Origin of the sequence: Phaeobacter gallaeciensis DSM 26640 (genome assembly GCF_000511385.1) — a bacterium.
GTDB classification, from domain to species: domain Bacteria; phylum Pseudomonadota; class Alphaproteobacteria; order Rhodobacterales; family Rhodobacteraceae; genus Phaeobacter; species Phaeobacter gallaeciensis.
In genome coordinates this window covers 12,295-31,110 of sequence record NC_023141.1, presented here as the reverse complement: position 1 = coordinate 31,110, position 18,816 = coordinate 12,295, and the positions used below count along the sequence as shown (strand labels likewise).

Annotated in this window: 17 protein-coding genes; 13 read left to right on the top strand and 4 right to left on the bottom strand. The window is 54.1% G+C overall.

Going from position 1 to position 18,816, the window contains the following annotated elements; all coding sequences use genetic code 11:
* The first annotated feature begins 19 nt into the window (after window positions 1-19).
* From GAL_RS21100 to GAL_RS22035, 12 genes are all read left to right on the top strand, one after another.
* Entirely contained in the window at window positions 20-976 is a 957-nt protein-coding gene (locus GAL_RS21100; protein ID WP_024099624.1) for a sugar ABC transporter substrate-binding protein, read from the top strand.
* 86 nt (window positions 977-1,062) lie between these two features.
* Window positions 1,063-1,854 carry an SDR family oxidoreductase gene (locus GAL_RS21095; RefSeq protein WP_024099623.1) on the top strand — a complete coding sequence of 264 codons (792 nt, stop codon included), beginning with the start codon at window positions 1,063-1,065 and terminating at the stop codon, window positions 1,852-1,854.
* A 75-nt stretch (window positions 1,855-1,929) separates the two neighbouring features.
* Entirely contained in the window at window positions 1,930-2,904 is a 975-nt protein-coding gene (locus GAL_RS21090; RefSeq protein WP_024099622.1) for an ABC transporter permease, read from the top strand.
* A 12-nt stretch (window positions 2,905-2,916) separates the two neighbouring features.
* Window positions 2,917-3,918, top strand: a complete 1,002-nt coding sequence (locus tag GAL_RS21085) for an ABC transporter permease (RefSeq protein ID WP_024099621.1) — start codon at window positions 2,917-2,919, stop codon at window positions 3,916-3,918.
* The gene (locus GAL_RS21080) at window positions 3,915-5,444 is read left to right on the top strand and encodes a sugar ABC transporter ATP-binding protein (RefSeq protein WP_024099620.1); all 1,530 of its coding nucleotides are present in this window, start codon (window positions 3,915-3,917) and stop codon (window positions 5,442-5,444) included. The genes GAL_RS21085 and GAL_RS21080 overlap by 4 nt, the downstream gene beginning before the upstream one ends.
* Window positions 5,444-6,310, top strand: coding sequence for an NAD(P)-dependent oxidoreductase (locus GAL_RS21075; RefSeq protein WP_024099619.1), 867 nt, complete (start codon window positions 5,444-5,446; stop codon window positions 6,308-6,310). Before GAL_RS21080 ends, GAL_RS21075 begins: the two co-directional genes overlap by 1 nt.
* Window positions 6,307-7,011, top strand: a complete 705-nt coding sequence (locus GAL_RS21070) for a ThuA domain-containing protein (protein WP_024099618.1) — start codon at window positions 6,307-6,309, stop codon at window positions 7,009-7,011. Before GAL_RS21075 ends, GAL_RS21070 begins: the two co-directional genes overlap by 4 nt.
* 790 nt (window positions 7,012-7,801) lie before the next feature.
* The gene (locus tag GAL_RS21065; RefSeq protein ID WP_024099617.1) at window positions 7,802-8,131 is read left to right on the top strand and encodes a type II toxin-antitoxin system RelE/ParE family toxin; all 330 of its coding nucleotides are present in this window, start codon (window positions 7,802-7,804) and stop codon (window positions 8,129-8,131) included.
* 1 nt (window position 8,132) lies between these two features.
* On the top strand, window positions 8,133-8,462 hold the full coding sequence (locus tag GAL_RS21060; protein ID WP_024099616.1) for a helix-turn-helix domain-containing transcriptional regulator: 330 nt from the start codon (window positions 8,133-8,135) through the stop codon (window positions 8,460-8,462).
* 148 nt (window positions 8,463-8,610) lie between these two features.
* Window positions 8,611-13,539, top strand: coding sequence for a DEAD/DEAH box helicase (locus tag GAL_RS21055; protein ID WP_024099615.1), 4,929 nt, complete (start codon window positions 8,611-8,613; stop codon window positions 13,537-13,539).
* Window positions 13,536-15,524, top strand: coding sequence for an ATP-binding protein (locus GAL_RS21050; protein WP_024099614.1), 1,989 nt, complete (start codon window positions 13,536-13,538; stop codon window positions 15,522-15,524). Before GAL_RS21055 ends, GAL_RS21050 begins: the two co-directional genes overlap by 4 nt.
* Before the next feature lie 23 nt (window positions 15,525-15,547).
* Window positions 15,548-16,672, top strand: coding sequence for a hypothetical protein (locus tag GAL_RS22035; RefSeq protein ID WP_024099613.1), 1,125 nt, complete (start codon window positions 15,548-15,550; stop codon window positions 16,670-16,672).
* A gap of 111 nt (window positions 16,673-16,783) precedes the next feature.
* Here the strand turns inward: GAL_RS22035 and GAL_RS22030 are convergent, their stop codons facing one another.
* Complete coding sequence (locus GAL_RS22030; RefSeq protein ID WP_024099612.1) at window positions 16,784-17,311, bottom strand: DUF192 domain-containing protein; 528 nt, start codon at window positions 17,309-17,311, stop codon at window positions 16,784-16,786.
* Between GAL_RS22030 and GAL_RS22365 the strand changes: the two genes are divergently transcribed.
* The gene (locus tag GAL_RS22365; RefSeq protein ID WP_096740437.1) at window positions 17,310-17,675 is read left to right on the top strand and encodes a thermonuclease family protein; all 366 of its coding nucleotides are present in this window, start codon (window positions 17,310-17,312) and stop codon (window positions 17,673-17,675) included. The genes GAL_RS22030 and GAL_RS22365 overlap by 2 nt on opposite strands.
* Before the next feature lie 71 nt (window positions 17,676-17,746).
* Here GAL_RS22365 and GAL_RS21030 read toward each other — a convergent pair whose 3' ends face one another.
* The 3 genes from GAL_RS21030 to GAL_RS22585 are packed head-to-tail and all read right to left on the bottom strand — an operon-like array spanning window position 17,747 to window position 18,811.
* Entirely contained in the window at window positions 17,747-17,995 is a 249-nt protein-coding gene (locus GAL_RS21030; protein ID WP_040104470.1) for a hypothetical protein, read from the bottom strand.
* A gap of 23 nt (window positions 17,996-18,018) precedes the next feature.
* Window positions 18,019-18,354 carry a hypothetical protein gene (locus tag GAL_RS21025; protein WP_024099611.1) on the bottom strand — a complete coding sequence of 112 codons (336 nt, stop codon included), beginning with the start codon at window positions 18,352-18,354 and terminating at the stop codon, window positions 18,019-18,021.
* Window positions 18,355-18,385: 31 nt separating this feature from the next.
* Window positions 18,386-18,811: a GIY-YIG nuclease family protein gene (locus tag GAL_RS22585; RefSeq protein WP_123619016.1), complete on the bottom strand. Its 426-nt coding sequence runs from the start codon at window positions 18,809-18,811 to the stop codon at window positions 18,386-18,388.
* Between the last annotated feature and the right edge of the window lie 5 nt (window positions 18,812-18,816).

Genomic DNA, 18,816 nt, shown 5'->3' with positions numbered 1-18,816 from the left:
TCCTTGGGAGGAAGCCAAAATGAAACTTCGTAGAATTCTTGCGGCCACGACAGCAACGGCGGCAATGACCGTCGCCGGAATGGCCGCAGCCGAAACCATGACGATCGGCATCACGCAAAACAACGTGGGGGTCGACAGCTACCAGACCACGTACGAAAAAGCCTTTATCGCAGCCGCAGAAGCCAACGCAGACGTCGAAGTCGTCGTCCTGGACGCAGGTGGTGACGTTGCCCGCCAGATCGCTCAGATGGAAGACCTGATCCAACAGGAAGTTGACGCGATCATCATCTGGCCAACAAACGGCGAAGCGGTGATCCCTGCCGTCCGCAAGGCTCATCAGGCTGACATTCCGGTTGTCGTGACCAATTCGAACATCGCCGAAGCCGGTTTCCCGTTCGTCGCGACGTTCTCTGGCCCTGACAACATCACACAAGGCTCACGCTCTGCCGAAATCATGTGTGATCGCTTCAAGGCATTGGGTATCGAGAACGAAGCCAAGGTCGTTCACATCACTGGCCAGCCGGGCTACACGACCGCCATTGAGCGCGCGAAGGGCTTCAACGACCGTCTGCCCGAAGTCTGCCCCAACGTTGAGCAGATCGACGAGCAGCCAGGCGACTGGAACCGCGAAAAGTCGCAGCAGGTCATGGAAGCCTTCCTCGTCAAGTATGACGACATCGACGGCGTCTATTCCGGCGATGACAACATGGGTGTTGGCGCAATGAACGCTGCGGTGGCTGCTGGTCGCGAGGGCATTACTTTTGTCGGCGCCACCAACTTCGCTGTTGGCTATGAAGCAATGGCCGCAGGCACCTACTGGGGTTCGATCTACCAGTCACCTGTTGATGACGCTGAAGCCGCGCTGAAGTCCGCGATTGACCTGCTCAACGGTGAAGAACTGCCGTTCCTGAACTACTTCGACACGCCGAAGATCACTCAGGACAACATGGGTGACTTCACCAAGCCCGTCTTCTAAGACCAGACTTTCGGGCGGGGGGCTTCGGCCCCCCTTCCTACCTCTGGTCGGTTTCCGACAATTTATACAAGAACGGGAGAAGACCGATGGGTCGAGTCTCTGGTCGGTCGTGCATTGTGACCGGTGCTGCACAAGGTATTGGACGCGCTATTGGAGAGGCGCTGTTGGACGAGGGCGCCAGCGTTTGTTTCGCAGACATAAATGGCAAGAAGGTTGCGGAGATCGCGGACCTGAACCGGTCAGCTCACAGCGAAAGCCGGGTGACGCATGTCCAAGTTGATGTGACAGATCGCGAAGCTGTCCGCGACATGATTGAACATACAGTCGCGATGTTTGGAAAGTTGGATGTGAAGTTCAACAATGCCGGCGTCAACAAGCCGATGAATTTCCTCGATGTGACCGAAGAAAACTGGCGCTTTATCAATGATGTGAATGGTCTTGGCTGTCTCATCGGGATGCAGGAAGCTGCAAAACAGTTTATCCGTCAGGGTACATTCGGAAAGATCATCAACACCGCCTCGATCGCGTCGCGGCAAGGCTTTGACAACGTAGCCCCCTATTGCGCTTCAAAGTTTGGCGTTGTTGCGCTGACGCAATCTGGCGCACGGGATCTGGCGAAACATAACATCACCGTAACCGGTTTTGCGCCCGGTGTTGTTGACACCGAAATGTGGGAGCAGGTCGATCAGGACCTGATGGACATAGGAGCAGCTGAGCGGCCAGGACAGGCGATGGAAGAGTTTTCAGCCGAGATCCTGAAGGGCCGGGTGGCCAAGCCAAAGGATATCACCGGGACGACCACCTATTTAGCTGCGCCGGATAGTGACTACATGACTGGCCAGATCGTTATGATCGATGGGGGCATGACGTTAGTTTGACCCACGGTACGGTGGTGGGCCGCCGACGGATAGGACAAGAGAAAGACAGCCATGTGCGGCTTTAGGGAGGGAACTATGGCGGAGTTAACGAAGCAGGATATCGGAAAGCTGCTGGCGAAGCAGGGCATCCTGATCGCCTTCGCACTTTTCATAATCGGATTCACAATTGCCAACCCGAAATTCCTGACTCTCGACAATTTCGAGAACGTTGTCAGGTCCTCGGCAATTCTGGGGGTGATGGCCTTGGGAGTCACCTTCGTCGTGATCAGCGGCAATCTGGACCTCTCTGTCGGGTCAATGATGTCATTCTCGACCATCGTTGTTCTTGATCTTCACGACAAGCTGGGTCCGACCCTTGCGATCCCTGCAATGTTCGCGATGACGCTCTGCCTAGGGGCGCTCATCGGGATCCTTGTCGGCTATCTCAAGCTCAATTCCCTGATTGTGACATTGGGTATGCTGTCGGCCATCCACGGGCTGACGCTGACCTATTCAGGCGGCAAGAACATGGATATCGCTGACAAGGAAGGGACCTGGTTTGCCATCTTCGGGCAGGGCAACATCCTCGGAATTCAGACGCCTATTCTGATATTCATCGGGCTGGCGGCTTTGCTGGGGATCATCTTGGCCAAGACGCCTTTCGGGCGAAAGGTGTACGCGGTGGGCGGCAACGGTACGGCGGCGACCTTTTCAGGGATCCGGCGCGCACGCGTCGTTTTTCTCTGCTATATTATGTCTTCGCTTTGCGTGGCGACTGCAGGCCTGATTCAGGCGAGCCGATCTATGGGATCACAAAACACCGTCGGGCAGGGTCTGGAACTTGAAGTGTTGGCCGCTGTCATTCTTGGCGGTGCGTCGCTGCTGGGTGGATCGGGGACGATCTTCAAGACAGTGATCGGCGTTCTGATCCTTGGATTTATTCAGAATGGCCTTTTGCTGGTCGGGCTCGACTTCTCGGTTCAGTACGTTGTGACCTGGATCATCATCATCCTTGCAGTCTGGCTCGATATTGCAGCCAAGCGCGGCAAGCTCATGTCGCCGATCGCGTAAGGGGGGAAGAACATGCAAGCTGGAAAACTCTCGAAATACCTGGCGGGTGGCGCCATCTGGGGCTTCATCGTCCTTGAGCTGATCTTCTTCTCGGTCGCCGGCGAGTTCTTCTCGGTCAGTGACAAGGCCTTCATGGACGCCGACAACATGCTGCTGTTGCTTAAACAATCGGCACCGATCGGGATCATCGCCATGGGGATGACCATTGTCATGGTCAACGGCAACATCGATCTCTCGGTCGGGGCGATCTACGCGATTTGCGCCATTATCCTGCTGGATTCGATGACTTGGACGATGTTCGCGGGCCTTGGAAACTGGGTCATTCCCGTGGCCTGGGGCCTCGCGCTCCTGACTGGTCTCGTTCTCGGCGCGATCAATGGATTGATCGTGTGGAAGACCGGGGTAGATGCCTTTATCGTGACGCTTGGGTCCATGTTGGGCTATCGCGGGCTAGTCTTCATGTACAACGGCGAGCAGCCGACAAGCCATCTCAACTGGACATTGGTTGATTTTGCAGAGGCACAATTCCTTGGCCTCCACACGGCGACCTGGTTCCTACTGGTCGTCACCGTGGCGATCTGGTTCCTGATGAACCGCACGGTGCATGGCCGCAACGCTTATGCCATCGGCAACAACCGCGAGGCGGCGGTCAATGCGGGGATCCGCGTCGGCCCTCACATGATGATCAACTTCATGATTATCGGATTTCTGGCGGCGCTATCTGCCGTCGTGTTCTATTCGGAATCCGGATCGGTGAACCCCAATGACGGCCAGCTTTACGAGTTGTGGGTGATCACTGCCGTCGTTCTGGGTGGCACCAAGCTGACTGGCGGGGCAGGCTCGATCGTCTCGACATTCGGGGGCGTGATCGCGATCCAGCTCTTGCGCAAGGGCCTTGCCCATATAGGCGCTGACACATCCACCGTGAACCTTGTGATCGGTCTGATCCTGATCGCCGTGCTGTTTCTTGATCGTCAGTTGAACGTGAAAGGCAAAGAGGAGTTGAAGGTATGACCGAGACTATTGATCGGGCGACCCCCGCCCCGGTTCTGCGATTGGAAGGAATCGTAAAGACTTTTCCCGGCGTGCGTGCCCTTGATGGCGTCTCGCTGACCATTCTGCCTGGCGAAGTCCATGCCTTGATGGGCGAGAATGGCGCCGGAAAATCGACGCTGATGAAGGTGCTTGGCGGCATTCACCAACCTGACGAAGGTCAGATCATCGTGGCAGAGCAACCTGTCGTCATGTCCGGCCCGCTGGACGCCAAGGCAAAGGGCATCGTGTTCATCCATCAGGAACTGAGCCTTGCAGACGAGTTGAGCGTCGCCGAGAATATCTACTTGGGAGAGTTGCCGCGCAAGCGTTTCGGGCTGGTCGACTGGGCCGAACTTGAGGCAAAGACGAACGCGATCCTTGAAAAGCTGAAGGTGGGTTTCAACGCCAAAACCCGCGTCGGTGATCTTTCGATTGCCAACCAGCAGATGGTCGAAATCGCCCGGGCGCTGACGGTGGATGCCAAAGCTGTGATCTTTGACGAGCCGACAGCCTCGCTCACCGATGCAGAGAAAGTGGTTCTGTTCGAGGTTATTTCTGACCTGCAGGAGCAAGGCGTGGGCGTCGCCTACATTTCGCACCGAATGGAAGAGATCTTCAAAATCACTGACCGCATCAGCGTTCTACGCGACGGCCAATATCAGGGCACCGTCAACACCGCCGACACAAACGAAGAAAACGTGACGCAGATGATGATCGGCCGCAAGCTCGACCTGAGCCGCAACGAAGCCCATCACGAGCTTGGCGAGGTCGCGCTCGAAGTGCGCGGACTGAGCTGTGGCAATCTTTTTGAAGATGTCAATTTCGAAGTGCGGCGTGGAGAAGTTGTAGGCTTTTATGGCCTTGTTGGCGCGGGTCGCACTGAAATCGCCGAAACCCTGTTTGGCTTACGAAACCCAACATCCGGCTCCATCTTTTTGGATGGTGCCGAGGTGGCGATCACATCGCCCCATGACGCTATTGAGCGGGGTATCTCACTTGTGCCTGAAGACCGCAAAGGCCAGGGATTGGTGCTGGGCATGAACTGCCGCGACAACATGACCTTGCCTCAGGTTGATGATCTCAAGGCCGGCCCCTTCGTCGCCGACGGGGCCGAGATCGCGATCTTTGACCAATATCGCGACAAGCTCGACATTAGGACACCGGGTTGGAAACAGCTCGTAGGTAACCTCTCGGGTGGCAACCAACAAAAGATCGTCATCGGGAAATGGCTGTCGATGCGCCCCAATGTGCTTATTGTCGATGAACCAACACGCGGGATCGACGTTGGATCGAAAGCCGAGATTCACAACCTGCTTCGTGACCTGGCGGCACAGGGTTATGCGGTGATCGTGATCAGTTCGGAAATGCCAGAGGTTCTTCACGTGGCCGACCGCATTGTTGCAATGTATTCGGGTCGGATTATGCGGACTTTCACTTCTGAAGAAGTGACGGAAGAAAACCTCATCGCAGCCATTTCCGGATTGAATACCGAAAAGGTAGCCTGATGCGGGTCGGGTTCGCGGGGCTGGGCCGGATGGGCGCTCATATGGCGCGCAATCTGGCGCGGTCGGGGCATGACGTAACGCTGTGGAACCGCACCCGCAACAAGGCCGAAGCCTTGGCCAGCGAATTGAACTGCGCCGTGGCCGATAGCCCGCGTACGCTGTCGGACGCGGCGGATGTCGTCGTCACGATGCTGGCCGACGATCCGTCGTCAAAGGCAGTACACGCCGGCGAAGATGGCCTTTTTGCCGGATCGACGGACACCTTCATTGAAATGGGCACGATGAGCCCGGACCACATCGCATGGTTGGCGCAACAGGCTCCAGCGGGTGCCCGTGTCATCGACGCGCCGGTCTCTGGCGCAACACAGGCCGCCGCCGATGCGCAGCTTTTGATTATGGCAGGCTGCACGCCGGACGTGGCCGCAACACTGTCCGCGCTTTTTGACGCCATGGGCAGGCAGACAATTTACCTCGGTGAAACCGGACGCGGCGCTGTGATGAAGCTGTCGGTCAATGCACTAATCCACGGTATCAATCAAACCTTGGCCGAGGCGATGACTCTGGCCGAGGCGGCAGGCATCGAACCGGGCGCGGCCTTTGATGTGATTGAGGCCTCTGCCGCCTGCGCGCCGATGCTGAAATACCGCCGCCCGATTTATCTTGATGAGGCCGCGCATGACGTGACCTTCACCGTGGCTCTTGCGCGCAAGGATATGGAAGTCACTGTCGATCTGGCCCGTAAACTCGGAACCGACATGCCGCAGGGGCGAAGCACCTTGGACATCCTAGAAAGGGCGGAATCAGAAGGTTATTCCGCCCGCGATATGGCCTCGATCCTGAACTTTATGAGAGGATATAATACATGAAAGCTGTACTTTTTGTGGGAGGGTGGGAAGGCCATGCTCCTATGGATTTCGCGGATTGGTATCGCGATCTGCTTCAGGAGAACGGGTTTGAGGTTGTCATCCATGACACGCTGGAGCCACTGGAACATCCCGAGGAAATGGCGGACGTCGATCTGATCACCCCGATCTGGTCGTCCGCACGCTCTGGGCACAAAGAAGAGTTTGGCAATATGACCAAGCCACAAGAGGATGGCCTGCTCAAGCTCATCGGCGATGGCTGTGGACTTGCCGGCTGGCACGGCCATATGGGCGATGCATTTCGCGACCGTCCGACCTATCACTTCCTGATCGGCGGCCAATTCGTCGCCCACCCCCCCGGCTGGCCCGACAACCTCCAGCCCAAAGAAGACTACATTGATTATGACGTGACGATCTGCCAGCCGGATCACCCACTTGTCAACGGCATCCGCAGTTTCCGCATTACATCTGAGCAATATTACATGCTCACGGACCCGTCGAACAACGTGCTCGCCACGACGACGTTTTCAGGTGACCACCTCTGGTGGATTGAGGGGACCGTGATCCCCGTGACCTGGACGCGTCGCTGGGACAAGGGGCGTGTGTTCTACTGCTCGATCGGGCATGAACTGGATGATCTCAAGGTTCCAGAAGTGACCGAGATGATCCGCCGCGGAGCGATTTGGGCTGCGAGCAAGACATAAGGGCCAATTCACAGCGAACTTACACTTTGCCGCGCGGCCTGAAGCTTGAGCACTTCGTTATCGCTGTAGGTCACATTAATGGCCGGTCTTGTCCCTGCACCGCGGCAATGTAATTTTGCTGTTGCAGCAATATCCGCGCTGCGTGCGCTTGCAGCGAGAGAAAAGAACTTACAGATTGGGCTCTTTTGGCACCTTCGCCGCAGCTTCAACGAAGGGCCGCTTTGGTTTTGGGTCGGAAATGCTTGACGTTTGGGTCAGTATTGCATGACGCGGCCCATTGAAAGGATTCATAAAAATAGCCGTGTTGAGTCAAAGATTGGTGACGTTCCACACCGGGACTGTCAATGGTCGTGGGGCAGGGGTGGTGCGGCCCGCAACCGAAGGTGAGGACACGGCCCTGCCCCGCGACGACCGCGTAGCGGGCGCTTGCCAATTGACCGGCCAGGGCAGGTCTGTTGGGCGGACAAAAACCAAATGGAAAACTGCCTAATCCGATAGAGCGCAAGCGGAATCGGATCAGACCTTTGGGATATGCGTTCTGCGCGCCTCGCGCGGATCTCGAAAGACTGACTGCGACAGTCGATCGTTACCCGTATGGGCCGATCCGCGCTGTCCTGGGCGACCATGCTGGCCGTGTGAGGTGCTGGCTCTTGTGCGACAGTAGGACAGCGCGCCAATCCGAAAAGAGCATTTTTGCGCCAAAGGAATATAGGGAAAATACAGGTGATAGCGCCCTTTCCTTGAAATTTGAGTTTGACAAATGGTAACATATGTGTAACCGAAGCTTTCTATGATCGAACTTGTTCTCTATGTCACTGAAGAGGGAAAAGTGCCGTTCGAGGATTGGTTCAACAAACTCGACACTGCCGCTGCCCTGAAGGTCAGAACCGCGCTTGCGCGGATCGAGACCGGCAATCTGGGCGATGTGAAGCCTGTAGGGCAGGGGGTATCTGAGCGGCGCATCATTTTTGGCCCAGGCTATCGCGTCTATTTCGGCCAGGACGGTGACAAGCTGGTGATATTGCTCTGCGGCGGCACGAAGAAGCGCCAGTCCAAGGACATCGAGAAAGCGAAGGTATCTTGGGGTGACTACAAGAGCCGAAAACAGAAAGGAGACTGACATGCCACTGACCAAAGATTTCAAAGAAACCATCAAGGCGCGTGCCGAGCGTGATCCTGAGTTTCGTGTTGGCCTGTTCCGTGAAGCGATCGAAGCGATGCTCAGCGACGATCTCGAAACGGGCAAAGTGCTGCTGCGCGATTACGTGAATGCCACCGTAGGGTTCGAGACCCTTGCCGAGGATATGGACAAAGACCCCAAGAGCCTGATGCGCATGCTCAGCGCCAAGGGAAACCCGCGCGCCGATAATCTGCTGGCTATGGTTGCCCGCCTGAAGCAGCGCGAGGGCGTATCTTTTTCGTTGACACCGAACAACGGGCTCCACGCCTAACCAATCATTCAAGGCGCATTGGATGCAAGCATGCAGTATTAAAAGCCTCTGGATTGTTTAGGGAAATTCCTTCCTGGCAACTGGAAGCTGTGCGAAAAGAAATAAAGCGCTTTCACGCGCAGATAATCGACGGGACGGACAGCCTTAAATGACGACTAATTCTCTCCAAGACCTTTTGAATTCATATCGAGAAGCCGCGCGCACCGAACGCGACAAGGGCACGTATTTTGAGCGCCTTTCCATTGCCTACCTGACCAACGATCCCGTGCAGGTCGAACAATATGAAGATGTGAAGCCCTATGCCGCATGGGCAATTGAGCAAGGCTGGGACGGCCGAGACACAGGCATCGACCTTGTAGCCAAGCTCAAGGACGAAGACGGCTACGCCGCCATTCAGTGCAAATTCTATGATGCCGCCTATCGCATCCGCAAAGAGGATATCGACAGTTTTATATCCGCTTCAGGAAAAGAGCCCTTCAAACGCCGTGTGATCATTGACACCACCGAGCGCACATGGAGCGAAAACGCCGAAACGATGATCCGTGGGCAGGCGATCCCGACAATTCGCATCGGACTCAACGATCTTCAAGAAAGCCCTATCCTTTGGGAGACCTTTTCCGACGATGGTGAGGTCGTCCTTGCGGGTAAGAAAACGCTCAGGACGCACCAGAAGGAAGCCTTGCGTGACGTGCGCGCGGGTTTGACCGAGGCCGATCGCGGCAAGATGATCATGGCTTGCGGTACAGGCAAGACGTTCACCAGTTTGAAGATTGCCGAAGACCTTGCAGGGCAGGGCAAGCTTGTCTTGTTTCTTGTGCCTTCCCTTGCGCTCATGGCGCAAACCGTGCGCGAGTGGACAGGCGACACCGCGACACCGCTACGATCCTTTGCTGTTTGCTCCGATACGCAGGTCGGAAAACGCCGCGCCAGCAACAACGACATCGCCGAGATCGACATTCTTGATCTGGCCTTTCCGGCCAGCACTGACGCGGCAAAGATTGCGGAAGGCGTCAATCATCAGGCGACTGATAAGATGACCGTGGTGTTTGCGACCTATCAATCCATTCAGGTGATTGCCGATGCCCAAAAGCAGCACGACTTTCCTGAATTCGATCTGATCATCTGTGATGAGGCACACCGCACGACCGGCGCAACCCTCGCAGGCGAGGATGAATCCAACTTCGTGAAGGTTCACGACAATGACGTGATCCAGGGTAATAAGCGGCTCTACATGACCGCTACGCCGCGCATATTTGGCGATAACGTCAAAGCCAAGGCCGACGAGGCCGACGCTGTGCTCGCCTCGATGGACGATGAAGACCTCTTTGGCAAAACCCTCTTTTATCGTGGTTTCTCCTGGGCGGTGCAGAACAACTTGCTCACCGACTACAAGGTGATCGTCCTGGCTATGGACGAGGGGCTCATCAGCACCGGCGTTCAAAAGCGCCTTGCTGATAGCGCAAGCGAGCTTGTCCTCGATGACGCCACCAAGATCGTCGGGTGTTACAAAGCGCTGACCAAGACCGATATGAAAGCAGATGTTGCCGCCGATCCACACCCGATGCGTCGCGCCCTGGCATTCTGCAAAGATATTCGCAGCTCTAAGCTGATCCGCGATGAATTCTCGGCCGTGGTCGATGAATTCCTTGGCGATGATCCGATCCTCGATGATATCGAGGAAGACGATGACCAGCTCCGTTGCGAGATCGAGCATGTAGACGGCACATTCAACGCCAAGGAGCGCGGCAGGCTCCTTGATTGGCTAAAGGCCGACGCAAGCGATCACACATGCCGTATTCTCACCAATGCCCGTTGCCTCTCTGAAGGCGTGGACGTGCCCGCTCTTGATGCGATCATGTTCTTGCACCCGCGCAAGAGCCAGATCGACGTGGTGCAATCGGTTGGCCGCGTCATGCGCAAGACTGACACCAAGAAAATGGGCTATGTGATCCTGCCCGTGGGCGTGCCCGCAGGCGTACCGCCCGAGCAGGCGCTTGCTGACAACGAGAAGTTCCGTGTTGTTTGGCAAATCCTGAATGCCCTTCGTGCCCATGACGATCGCTTTGATGCGACGATCAACAAGGCATCCCTTGGCCAAGACGTGAGCGGCCAGATCGAGATCATCGGCATCACCGGCACACCAGAGATCGACAGTGACGAGCTGAAGGCTGTGACAGCCGTGGTCGAAGACCTGCCAACCAAGGCTGTCGCCGCCCGATCGAATATCGGCACGCCAGGGCGTGACCCTGTTGCGACCGGCCCCGAACAGACGGAAATGGCCTTCTCAGTCGATGAATTTTCCCGCGCTATTATGGCCAAGATCGTCAAGAAATGCGGGACGCGGGACTATTGGGAAGATTGGGCAACCAACATTGCCGATATTGCCAAGAACCACATCACGCGCCTGACGGGCATCTTGAAAGACCCTGACACACCCGCGCGCAAAGCCTTTGACGATTTCCTCGAAGAGCTACGCGACGATCTGAACGAGACGATCACTGAGGCCGACGCGATCGAGATGCTGGCGCAGCACATCATCACGCGCCCCGTCTTCCAGGTGCTCTTCGAAGGCCACCAGTTCACCAGTGAAAACCCCGTTTCGCGTGCCATGCAGCGCGTACTGGATGTGCTCAACGAGGCCAACCTGGATAAGGAATCCAAAGACCTCGAAAAGTTTTATGCGAGCGTAAAGCTACGTGCTGAAGGGATTTCCGACCCTTCTGCGAAGCAAAATTTGGTCAAAGAGCTTTATGAAAAATTCTTCAAAAGGGCATTCCCTCGTACGACTGATAAATTTGGGATTGTCTACACGCCCGTTGAGATCGTGGATTTTGTTATTCATTCTGTGAATGCTGTTTTGCAGAGGGAGTTCGATCAGACATTGGGTTCTGAAGGCGTCCACATTATCGATCCCTTCACTGGCACCGGTACGTTCATCACGCGGCTTTTGCAATCAGGCTTAATCGCACCAGAAGAGATGGAGCACAAGTTCCGTAAGGAAATCCACGCCAATGAAATTGTGCTTTTGGCTTACTATATCGCTGCGATCAACATCGAGGCAGTGTTCCACGGTCAACAGGGTGGGGATTATGTTCCATTCGAAGGAATTTGCCTTACTGATACCTTCAGAATGTATGAAAGCGACGATCTGATTTCGCACTACATGCCAGACAATTCAGAACGCCGAAAGCGCCAAAAGGCGACAGATATTCGCGTCATACTTGGCAATCCGCCTTACTCAAAGGGGCAAGAGAGCGCCAACGATGACAATGCAAATGTTGAGTACCCTGGACTGGATGGCCGCATTCGAGACACCTATGCGGCATTGACCGAAGCGCAGAATAAGAACGGGCTTTATAACAGCTATTTGCGCGCTTTTCGTTGGGCAAGCGACCGGATCGGCGATGATGGTGGGGTTGTGGCTTTCATAACCAATGGTGGCTGGTTGAGCGGGAATACAGCCGCAGGTGTTCGTAAATCCTTCGCGACAGAATTCACCGATCTTTATGTTTTCAATCTTCGCGGGGATGCATCCTTAACTGGCGAACGTCGTCGCAGGGAAAAAGGCAACGTTTTTGGGGCAGGTACGCGTACGCCGATCACTATTTCAGTACTTGTCCGCAACCCCGAGTCTGCGCATCGCGGCCGCATCCACTATCGGGATATTGGGGACTATTTGGAAGAGAAGGAAAAGCTATCGATTATTCGTGATTTTGGCTCAATCGATGGAATTGCCCACGTCGATGGATGGACTGAGATAGAGCCCGACGAACACGGGGATTGGATCAATCAGCGCGAAGGGTCTTTTGATCAGTTCATCAAGATCGGGGATAAGAAGGATAAGACAGCGGAGACATTGTTTGATGTCTATTCTTCTGGAGTTAAAACCCAACGCGATACGTGGTGCTTTAACCGATCTCGGTCTGGGCTAGAGCGCAATGTATCTTCCCTCATTGATACCTATAACGGTGAACTTGAAAGGCGTCGTGCGGCACAAGAGGCTTCACAGCCTGTCCCAGATTTACTCACCGACCCAAAGCAAACGAATTGGACACGTGCGCTGCTAAAGGATTTTGAACGTGGGAAAAAACTCGATCTCGATGAGGGTAAGTTTGTACCTGCCATCTACCGCCCATTCTCAAAAGAGTGGCTGTTCTTCAGTCGTAGACTTAATGAGATGATCTACAAGATGTCGGTCGTCTTTCCAGACGGTGACACCGAAAATCGCGCAATTTGTGTTTCCGCTCCTGGTCATGCAGCGGGGTTCACGGCCATCATGACTGACAGCATCGTCGAGCTCTGTGTTTCTGCGATGAAAGGCGGCACGCAATGTTTTCCCCTTCATATCTATGACGAGGCTGACGCGGAGTCGGATGACTTGTTTGCTGACAATACACCAATAGCTCGGCGCGATGGCATCACCAATGAAGGCCTTAGTCATTTTCAGGCCGCATATCCAAGTGAAGCGGTCACCAAGGAAGATATTTTTTACTACACATATGGCCTCTTGCACTCTGAAGATTATCGGAACCTGTACGGGGATAACCTAACCAAAGAACTGCCCCGTATCCCTTGTGTAAAGAAGGCTGGAGACTTTCGAGCATTCGCACAAGCTGGCCGTGACCTTGCAGAGCTGCATGTGGGTTATGAAAACGTTGAGCCTTATCCCGTCACCTTCAAGCAGGGTGATCGACGGACTTGGGTCTATGATGATGCAGAGGCGTTCTTTCGTGTGACCAAGATGCAATACGCGGGCAAACGTCCAAACCTCGACAAATCGTCGGTGGTCTACAACGCCAACATCACCATGCAGGATATTCCGTTGGAAGCTTATGAGTATGTCGTAAACGGCAAACCCGCTTTGGAATGGGTCAGGGAGCGGCAGGGGGTATTGAAAGACAACTACAACCCCAAAACCAAGAAGGGCAGTGATATCGTCAACGATGCCAACAGTTACGCAGTTGAGACTATGAAAAACCCCGCCTATCCTCTTGAGCTATTCCAGAGGGTGATCACCGTGAGCCTTGAGACGATGAAGATCGTGCGCGGCCTACCGAAGTTGGAGATCGACACATGACCGTTCAGGAATACAGTGTCGAAGTCAAAGACGATTTCATTGAACGGCAGGCAAAAGCACCACCTATACAGGCGCTTTCGGAGCTGATCTGGAACGCTCTCGATGCTGATGCGACAGAGATCAATATCGAGCTAGAAGATGATGGCTTAGGCGGGCTTGGGAAAATCCACGTCAACGACAATGGGCTTGGCATACCCCGATCTGACGCTCCTGATCTTTTCCGCAATCTTGGTGGATCATGGAAGCGGCGCAGTATGCACACCAAGTCCCGTAAGCGTATGTTGCATGGTCAGGAAGGGCGAGGACGTTTCAAGGCGTTTGCGTTGGGGGCAACCGTTGATTGGAAGGTAGTCTACGAGGACGACGAGAAGAAGCCCCAGCAATATGACATCACGATCCTGGAAAGCGAGATTTCTCGCGTGCGAGTGTCGGAAGAAAAGCCGCTGCGAGGTGCGAACACTGGTGTTATCGTTACGGTTTCGGAGCTGAAGCGGCAATTCAGTTCACTGAAGCCAGAAAATGCCGTCCAAGATTTAGCCGAAATATTCGCCATCTATCTCAAAGACTATCGGGATGTGTCGATAATCTACAGCGGAGAAAAGATTGATCCCGCTATTGCCATCCGGCAAGAGTGGAAGATTGACCTGTCCCCGATCACCGATGAAGACGGCGTTGAACATCCGGTTTTTCTTGAGGTCATTGAATGGCGTCGATCGACCAGGCGCGCCCTGTATCTGTGCAACGCCCAGGGGTTCCCGCTCTCCCAAGTGGATTCGCGCTTCCATGTTGGGGATTTCCACTTCTCCGCGTACCTGAAATCCAAGGCGATTGAAGAGCTTCACCAGAATGGCCAACTTGATCTTGCCGAAATGCATCAGAGCCTTCAGGCCGCGATTGATGAGGCCAAACAACAGATCAAACAGCTGTTTCGGGAACGAGCGGCGGCGCGCGCGCGGGTCGTAGTCGAAGATTGGAAGGAAAAGAAGCTTTATCCCTTTGAAGGTGAGCCAGAAACGCATTTGGAAGAGGCAAAGCGCAGTATCTTCGATATCGTTGCGGTGACCGTGCAAGACGCTTCACCAGATTTCGGCGAGGCCACGCAAAAACAGACAGCTTTGCACCTACGCCTATTACGAAACGCCATAGAGAAGAGTCCGAACGAATTGCAGCGTATCCTCGATGAAGTGTTGAAACTTCCTAAGAAGAAGCAAAAGGAGCTGGCAGAGCTTCTGGACGAAACTGATCTTTCCGGCGTTATCAGCGCAGCTAAGCTGGTTGCCGATCGTTTGAAATTCATCGATGCGCTGCGGTTCATTCTGTTCGAATATGAGGCGCGAAAGAAGCTGAAGGAGCGATCCCAGCTCCACAAGATATTGGAGCGGAACACATGGGTTTTCGGTGAGGAATATCACTTGTGGGCGAGTGACAAGGAGCTAACGAATGTTCTTCGAGTCCATAAGGAAAAGTTAGACCCCGAAATTATAATCGACGACCCTGTTAAAATTGTGGGCAAGAGTCGAGGGATCGTTGACCTGATGTTGTCGCGCTCGCAAAGACGGCATCGGGCGAACGACATCGAACACCTGATTATCGAACTAAAGGCTCCGAAGGTTGTCTTGAGCGCTAAGGATATGATGCAGATCGAAGGCTATGCGCTTGCAGTTGAAAAGGATGCCCGCTTCAACGGCATTGACGGTTTGCAGTGGCATTTCTGGTTAGTCTCGGACGAGTATAACGAAGAGGTGGCGGCTCGTATTGAGGGAGGTCCAGACCCCCAAAGGCGACTAATTTCAAAGCGCAAGCGTGTGTCAATAGGTGTGAAAACGTGGTCGGAGATCATTGAAGAAAACATGGCTCGCCTTCAGTTTATCAAAGAAGCGCTCGAACACCGCGTCGATGATGGACAGGCACTAGCATATCTTCAGGAGCGACATCGCGAGCTCTTGGAGGGTGTAATCGTCGAGGGAGACGATGCGGACGCATAGTGCAGCATGAATAAGAAAAAGCAATGATTGTTGAATGTACTGGTACGGCAATACTTGAAGACAATTTGTCTGGGCAGCGATTTAGTATCGAGCATGACGAGTTGGATTGGGCGGTGGTTGATGCTCAAGATCGGCCAATGGGGCTGGAGTACCATTACCAGGCTACCATTGAGCATAATGTCTTGGGTGCTTTGGCATGGAATCTCTGGGAGTACCCATTGGGTATTCAAAACTATAATACGACAGAGGTAGGACAGGCGCGCATAATTCAGGATTTCGAATACAGCCTCGACCACGACGATGACCGTGATCTGGAAGATCTTTTTGATCCCTCCGAAGTCGCCTCAAAAGAAGAGTGGGCCGACTTGACGGAAAGTGAACAAATTGAACAAATGGTTTCCTGGTTCAATCGCATGTTCGAAGATCCTCAGAACCAAACGCCATATGCGGCAGACAAGAATAGCCCCTATAACTACGAATATATCTGGGGTGGGCCGTATGATGCTTCAGAAGAGTTGTCTGATCAATTCTCGGGCATCGCCTCCGAAGAAGCTATCGAGAAAGCTGTGGAAATCGTTCAAGATCAAGATGGTATCTACGAATGGGCTCCGAGTGATGCCCACCCAAATATGCGCCGCCGTGCGGAAGAGGCGATGGCGGAACATGTTGAACAAGCCGACCAGCTCCCTTCCCTCGGCGAAGTGCGCCAACAAATCAGGGAAACACCCAGGCTTCAGTTGGGCACCCCTGAAGAACTGGAAGCGCGGCAAGAATTGCTCTCGCTTATTCAAGACTTTGCACCGTTAGTTGCACGAGCCACTGAGACCCCAGCTCATGGTGGTATGGGGCACAACCAACCGCCGCCGGAAATGGCCCTTCCACAGCACATCGGGGTTTCCATCAGCGTCAACATTAATGCCATTCAAACCGAAGTTTCATCAGATACTCCCGATGTTGAGGCAGTGGCCGAAGCGACGAGTGCTTTACAAAAGGTGGGAGAAGAAGTTTCCGACTTTTTCCGTATGACGAAGGACCAAGTTAAATCTCTGGGTAGCAAAGCCCTTGCAGGTGCCATTGTTGGCGGAATCGGAACCCTTATTTATAAGGCGTTTACTTGGCTCGCATTGGTTCTTGGTTTTCCGCTTTGATGGCAGAGCGTGCATAAATCAAGACTTATGCACGCCTTTCTTGATCCAATGATATCAATCGCTCAGCGATTGCAAAACTCGCGGACATAATTGCTAAATGAATGTGATCGGCTACGGGTCAATACAACGCTCTGGATCAAATACCATCCTTGAACCGATCTCGATCCCCCTGCTGGAAGCGGTGCCGGAAGGAACTTCGAGAGCGGCCATAATGGGCCGCGCGCTTTCAATCGGCACTATCGATTCCGGCGGCGCCGAAGGCTCGATCTGAGAGACCACACCCGCTGCATCAAGAAAAATAATGTCGAGGGGAATAGGCGTGTCTTTCATCCAGAAAGACACAAGCTTAGGATCGTCATATGTGAACAGCATGGCATCAGCCGGGGCGAAGGTAGAGCGATTTTGCATCCCCGCAAGCTTTGCCCTCGATGTTGCCGCCAGCTCGGCAGTCAACACCAACTCAGGCGATAGCATCGAGACAGAGATATAACGGCAGAGTGACCGCGCCGAGGAAGCGGACAGGGCTGCGAAGATGGACAGTAGGGCTATGGAAAAAACAGCGCCAGCAAGCACATATCCCAGCCAGGTTTGGCGCGGTTTGCCTTGGGTAAAATCGAGTGTTTTCTTTTTGGCTGCCATGCTGCTGATGATACAATCAACGGCAGCTGTCGGGGAAGTTCTCTCAGCTCGAAAAATCTACATGATTGATGGCGACACGATAGCGATTTCAGACCAGCGGTTTCGGCTGGTCGGGTTTGACACGCCGGAAACGCGCCACGCAAAATGCAGCTATGAGCTGGCTTTGGGAAACGAAGCGACACGCCGCGCAAGACAACTCGTGGAAGATGCTGGGATTGTAGATCTGATCGTGTTGCCAGGGCGAGACAAATACGGACGCGGGTTGGCACGACTTCTGATACAAGGCGAAGATCTCGGCAGTCGATTGATTGCTGAAGGTCTGGCGCGTCCTTACCAGGGCGGTAGACGACAGAGCTGGTGCTGAAGTTCCGTGCGAATAGCACGAACCCATTTCGGGGGGGGCATTGGCCCTCCCAAAATGGGCAAAAACAGCCATCAACCCGGCGGCAAACCGTATCGGGTTAAGGTCTCCGACCAATCTTCCAAATCTTCTGCTTCTTGATCAGCTGGTGGATAGGGGTTGGCTGGGCCATATTTCACGCCCGCCTCTTCAAACCAGCCGTGAAAACCACAAAGCCAAGCCCGGTGAAGGTTTGAACGCGCCAAACATCGGCGCATCCAGCGCGGCGCTTCCCAGCCACCATAAGCACAGAGATAAACACGATGGAGAACGGTGTCATTCATCAGGAACACCTTTCGTGGAAGTCTCACCCACCATGGGTGCGACAGTATTCATTTCTGTGAAGCCGTTTCCAGTCATCGAGGGAACATTGTGACGCTACTTGGTTGCCACATAGCTTACCATTCTTGAGCGTTTCCATGCACAGCGCCCGTCCATCCGCTTGCTGCCATTCCTCAAATTCATCCGGCTCAATACCTTGAAGGCGAAGCACGTAATCCAATCCCTGATCAAGATACCCGATAACCTGATCCGGTGTGAGCTGAACTCTCGTTTGAGAACAGAAGCCCCCACCGAACCGAACCTCTGCGACAAGCCCTGCGTCTTGCATCGCTTTCACTGTTCGAAGGTCATATCCGCTCATTCCCTTGCACCTTTGTTGTAATTTCCATTCTTCATGATCTTAGGTTCCATGGCGGACGACGGATAGGATCTTCAAGTATGCGCTTTTCGCGCTCTACGTAATCTTCACAAGCTTCCCACCTAAAGGCGACAGAAGACCCGGCATGGAGCGCTGCATTGATCTTGGCATTCGTTCGACATTTTTGCAGTTGTCCACCCTTGAATGGGTGGCGAGGCGACACAGTGCCATATTGAATACTGAGCCGATTGTGGAGACATTTGGCGCGACCGACATAAACAACGATGCCGTCCAAACTAATCCAATAGACCCCAGAACGCTTAGGCGCGTCGATTTTGAACGAACAATAGCTTGTGTCATGTTCAGGTGCGATTGCATAGTTATTTGGATTACTGAAGCGGTCCTGAGGGCGCAGGTTTAGCTCTGCTTCAATTACCTGCTCACCATTGTGTTCACTCAATGATC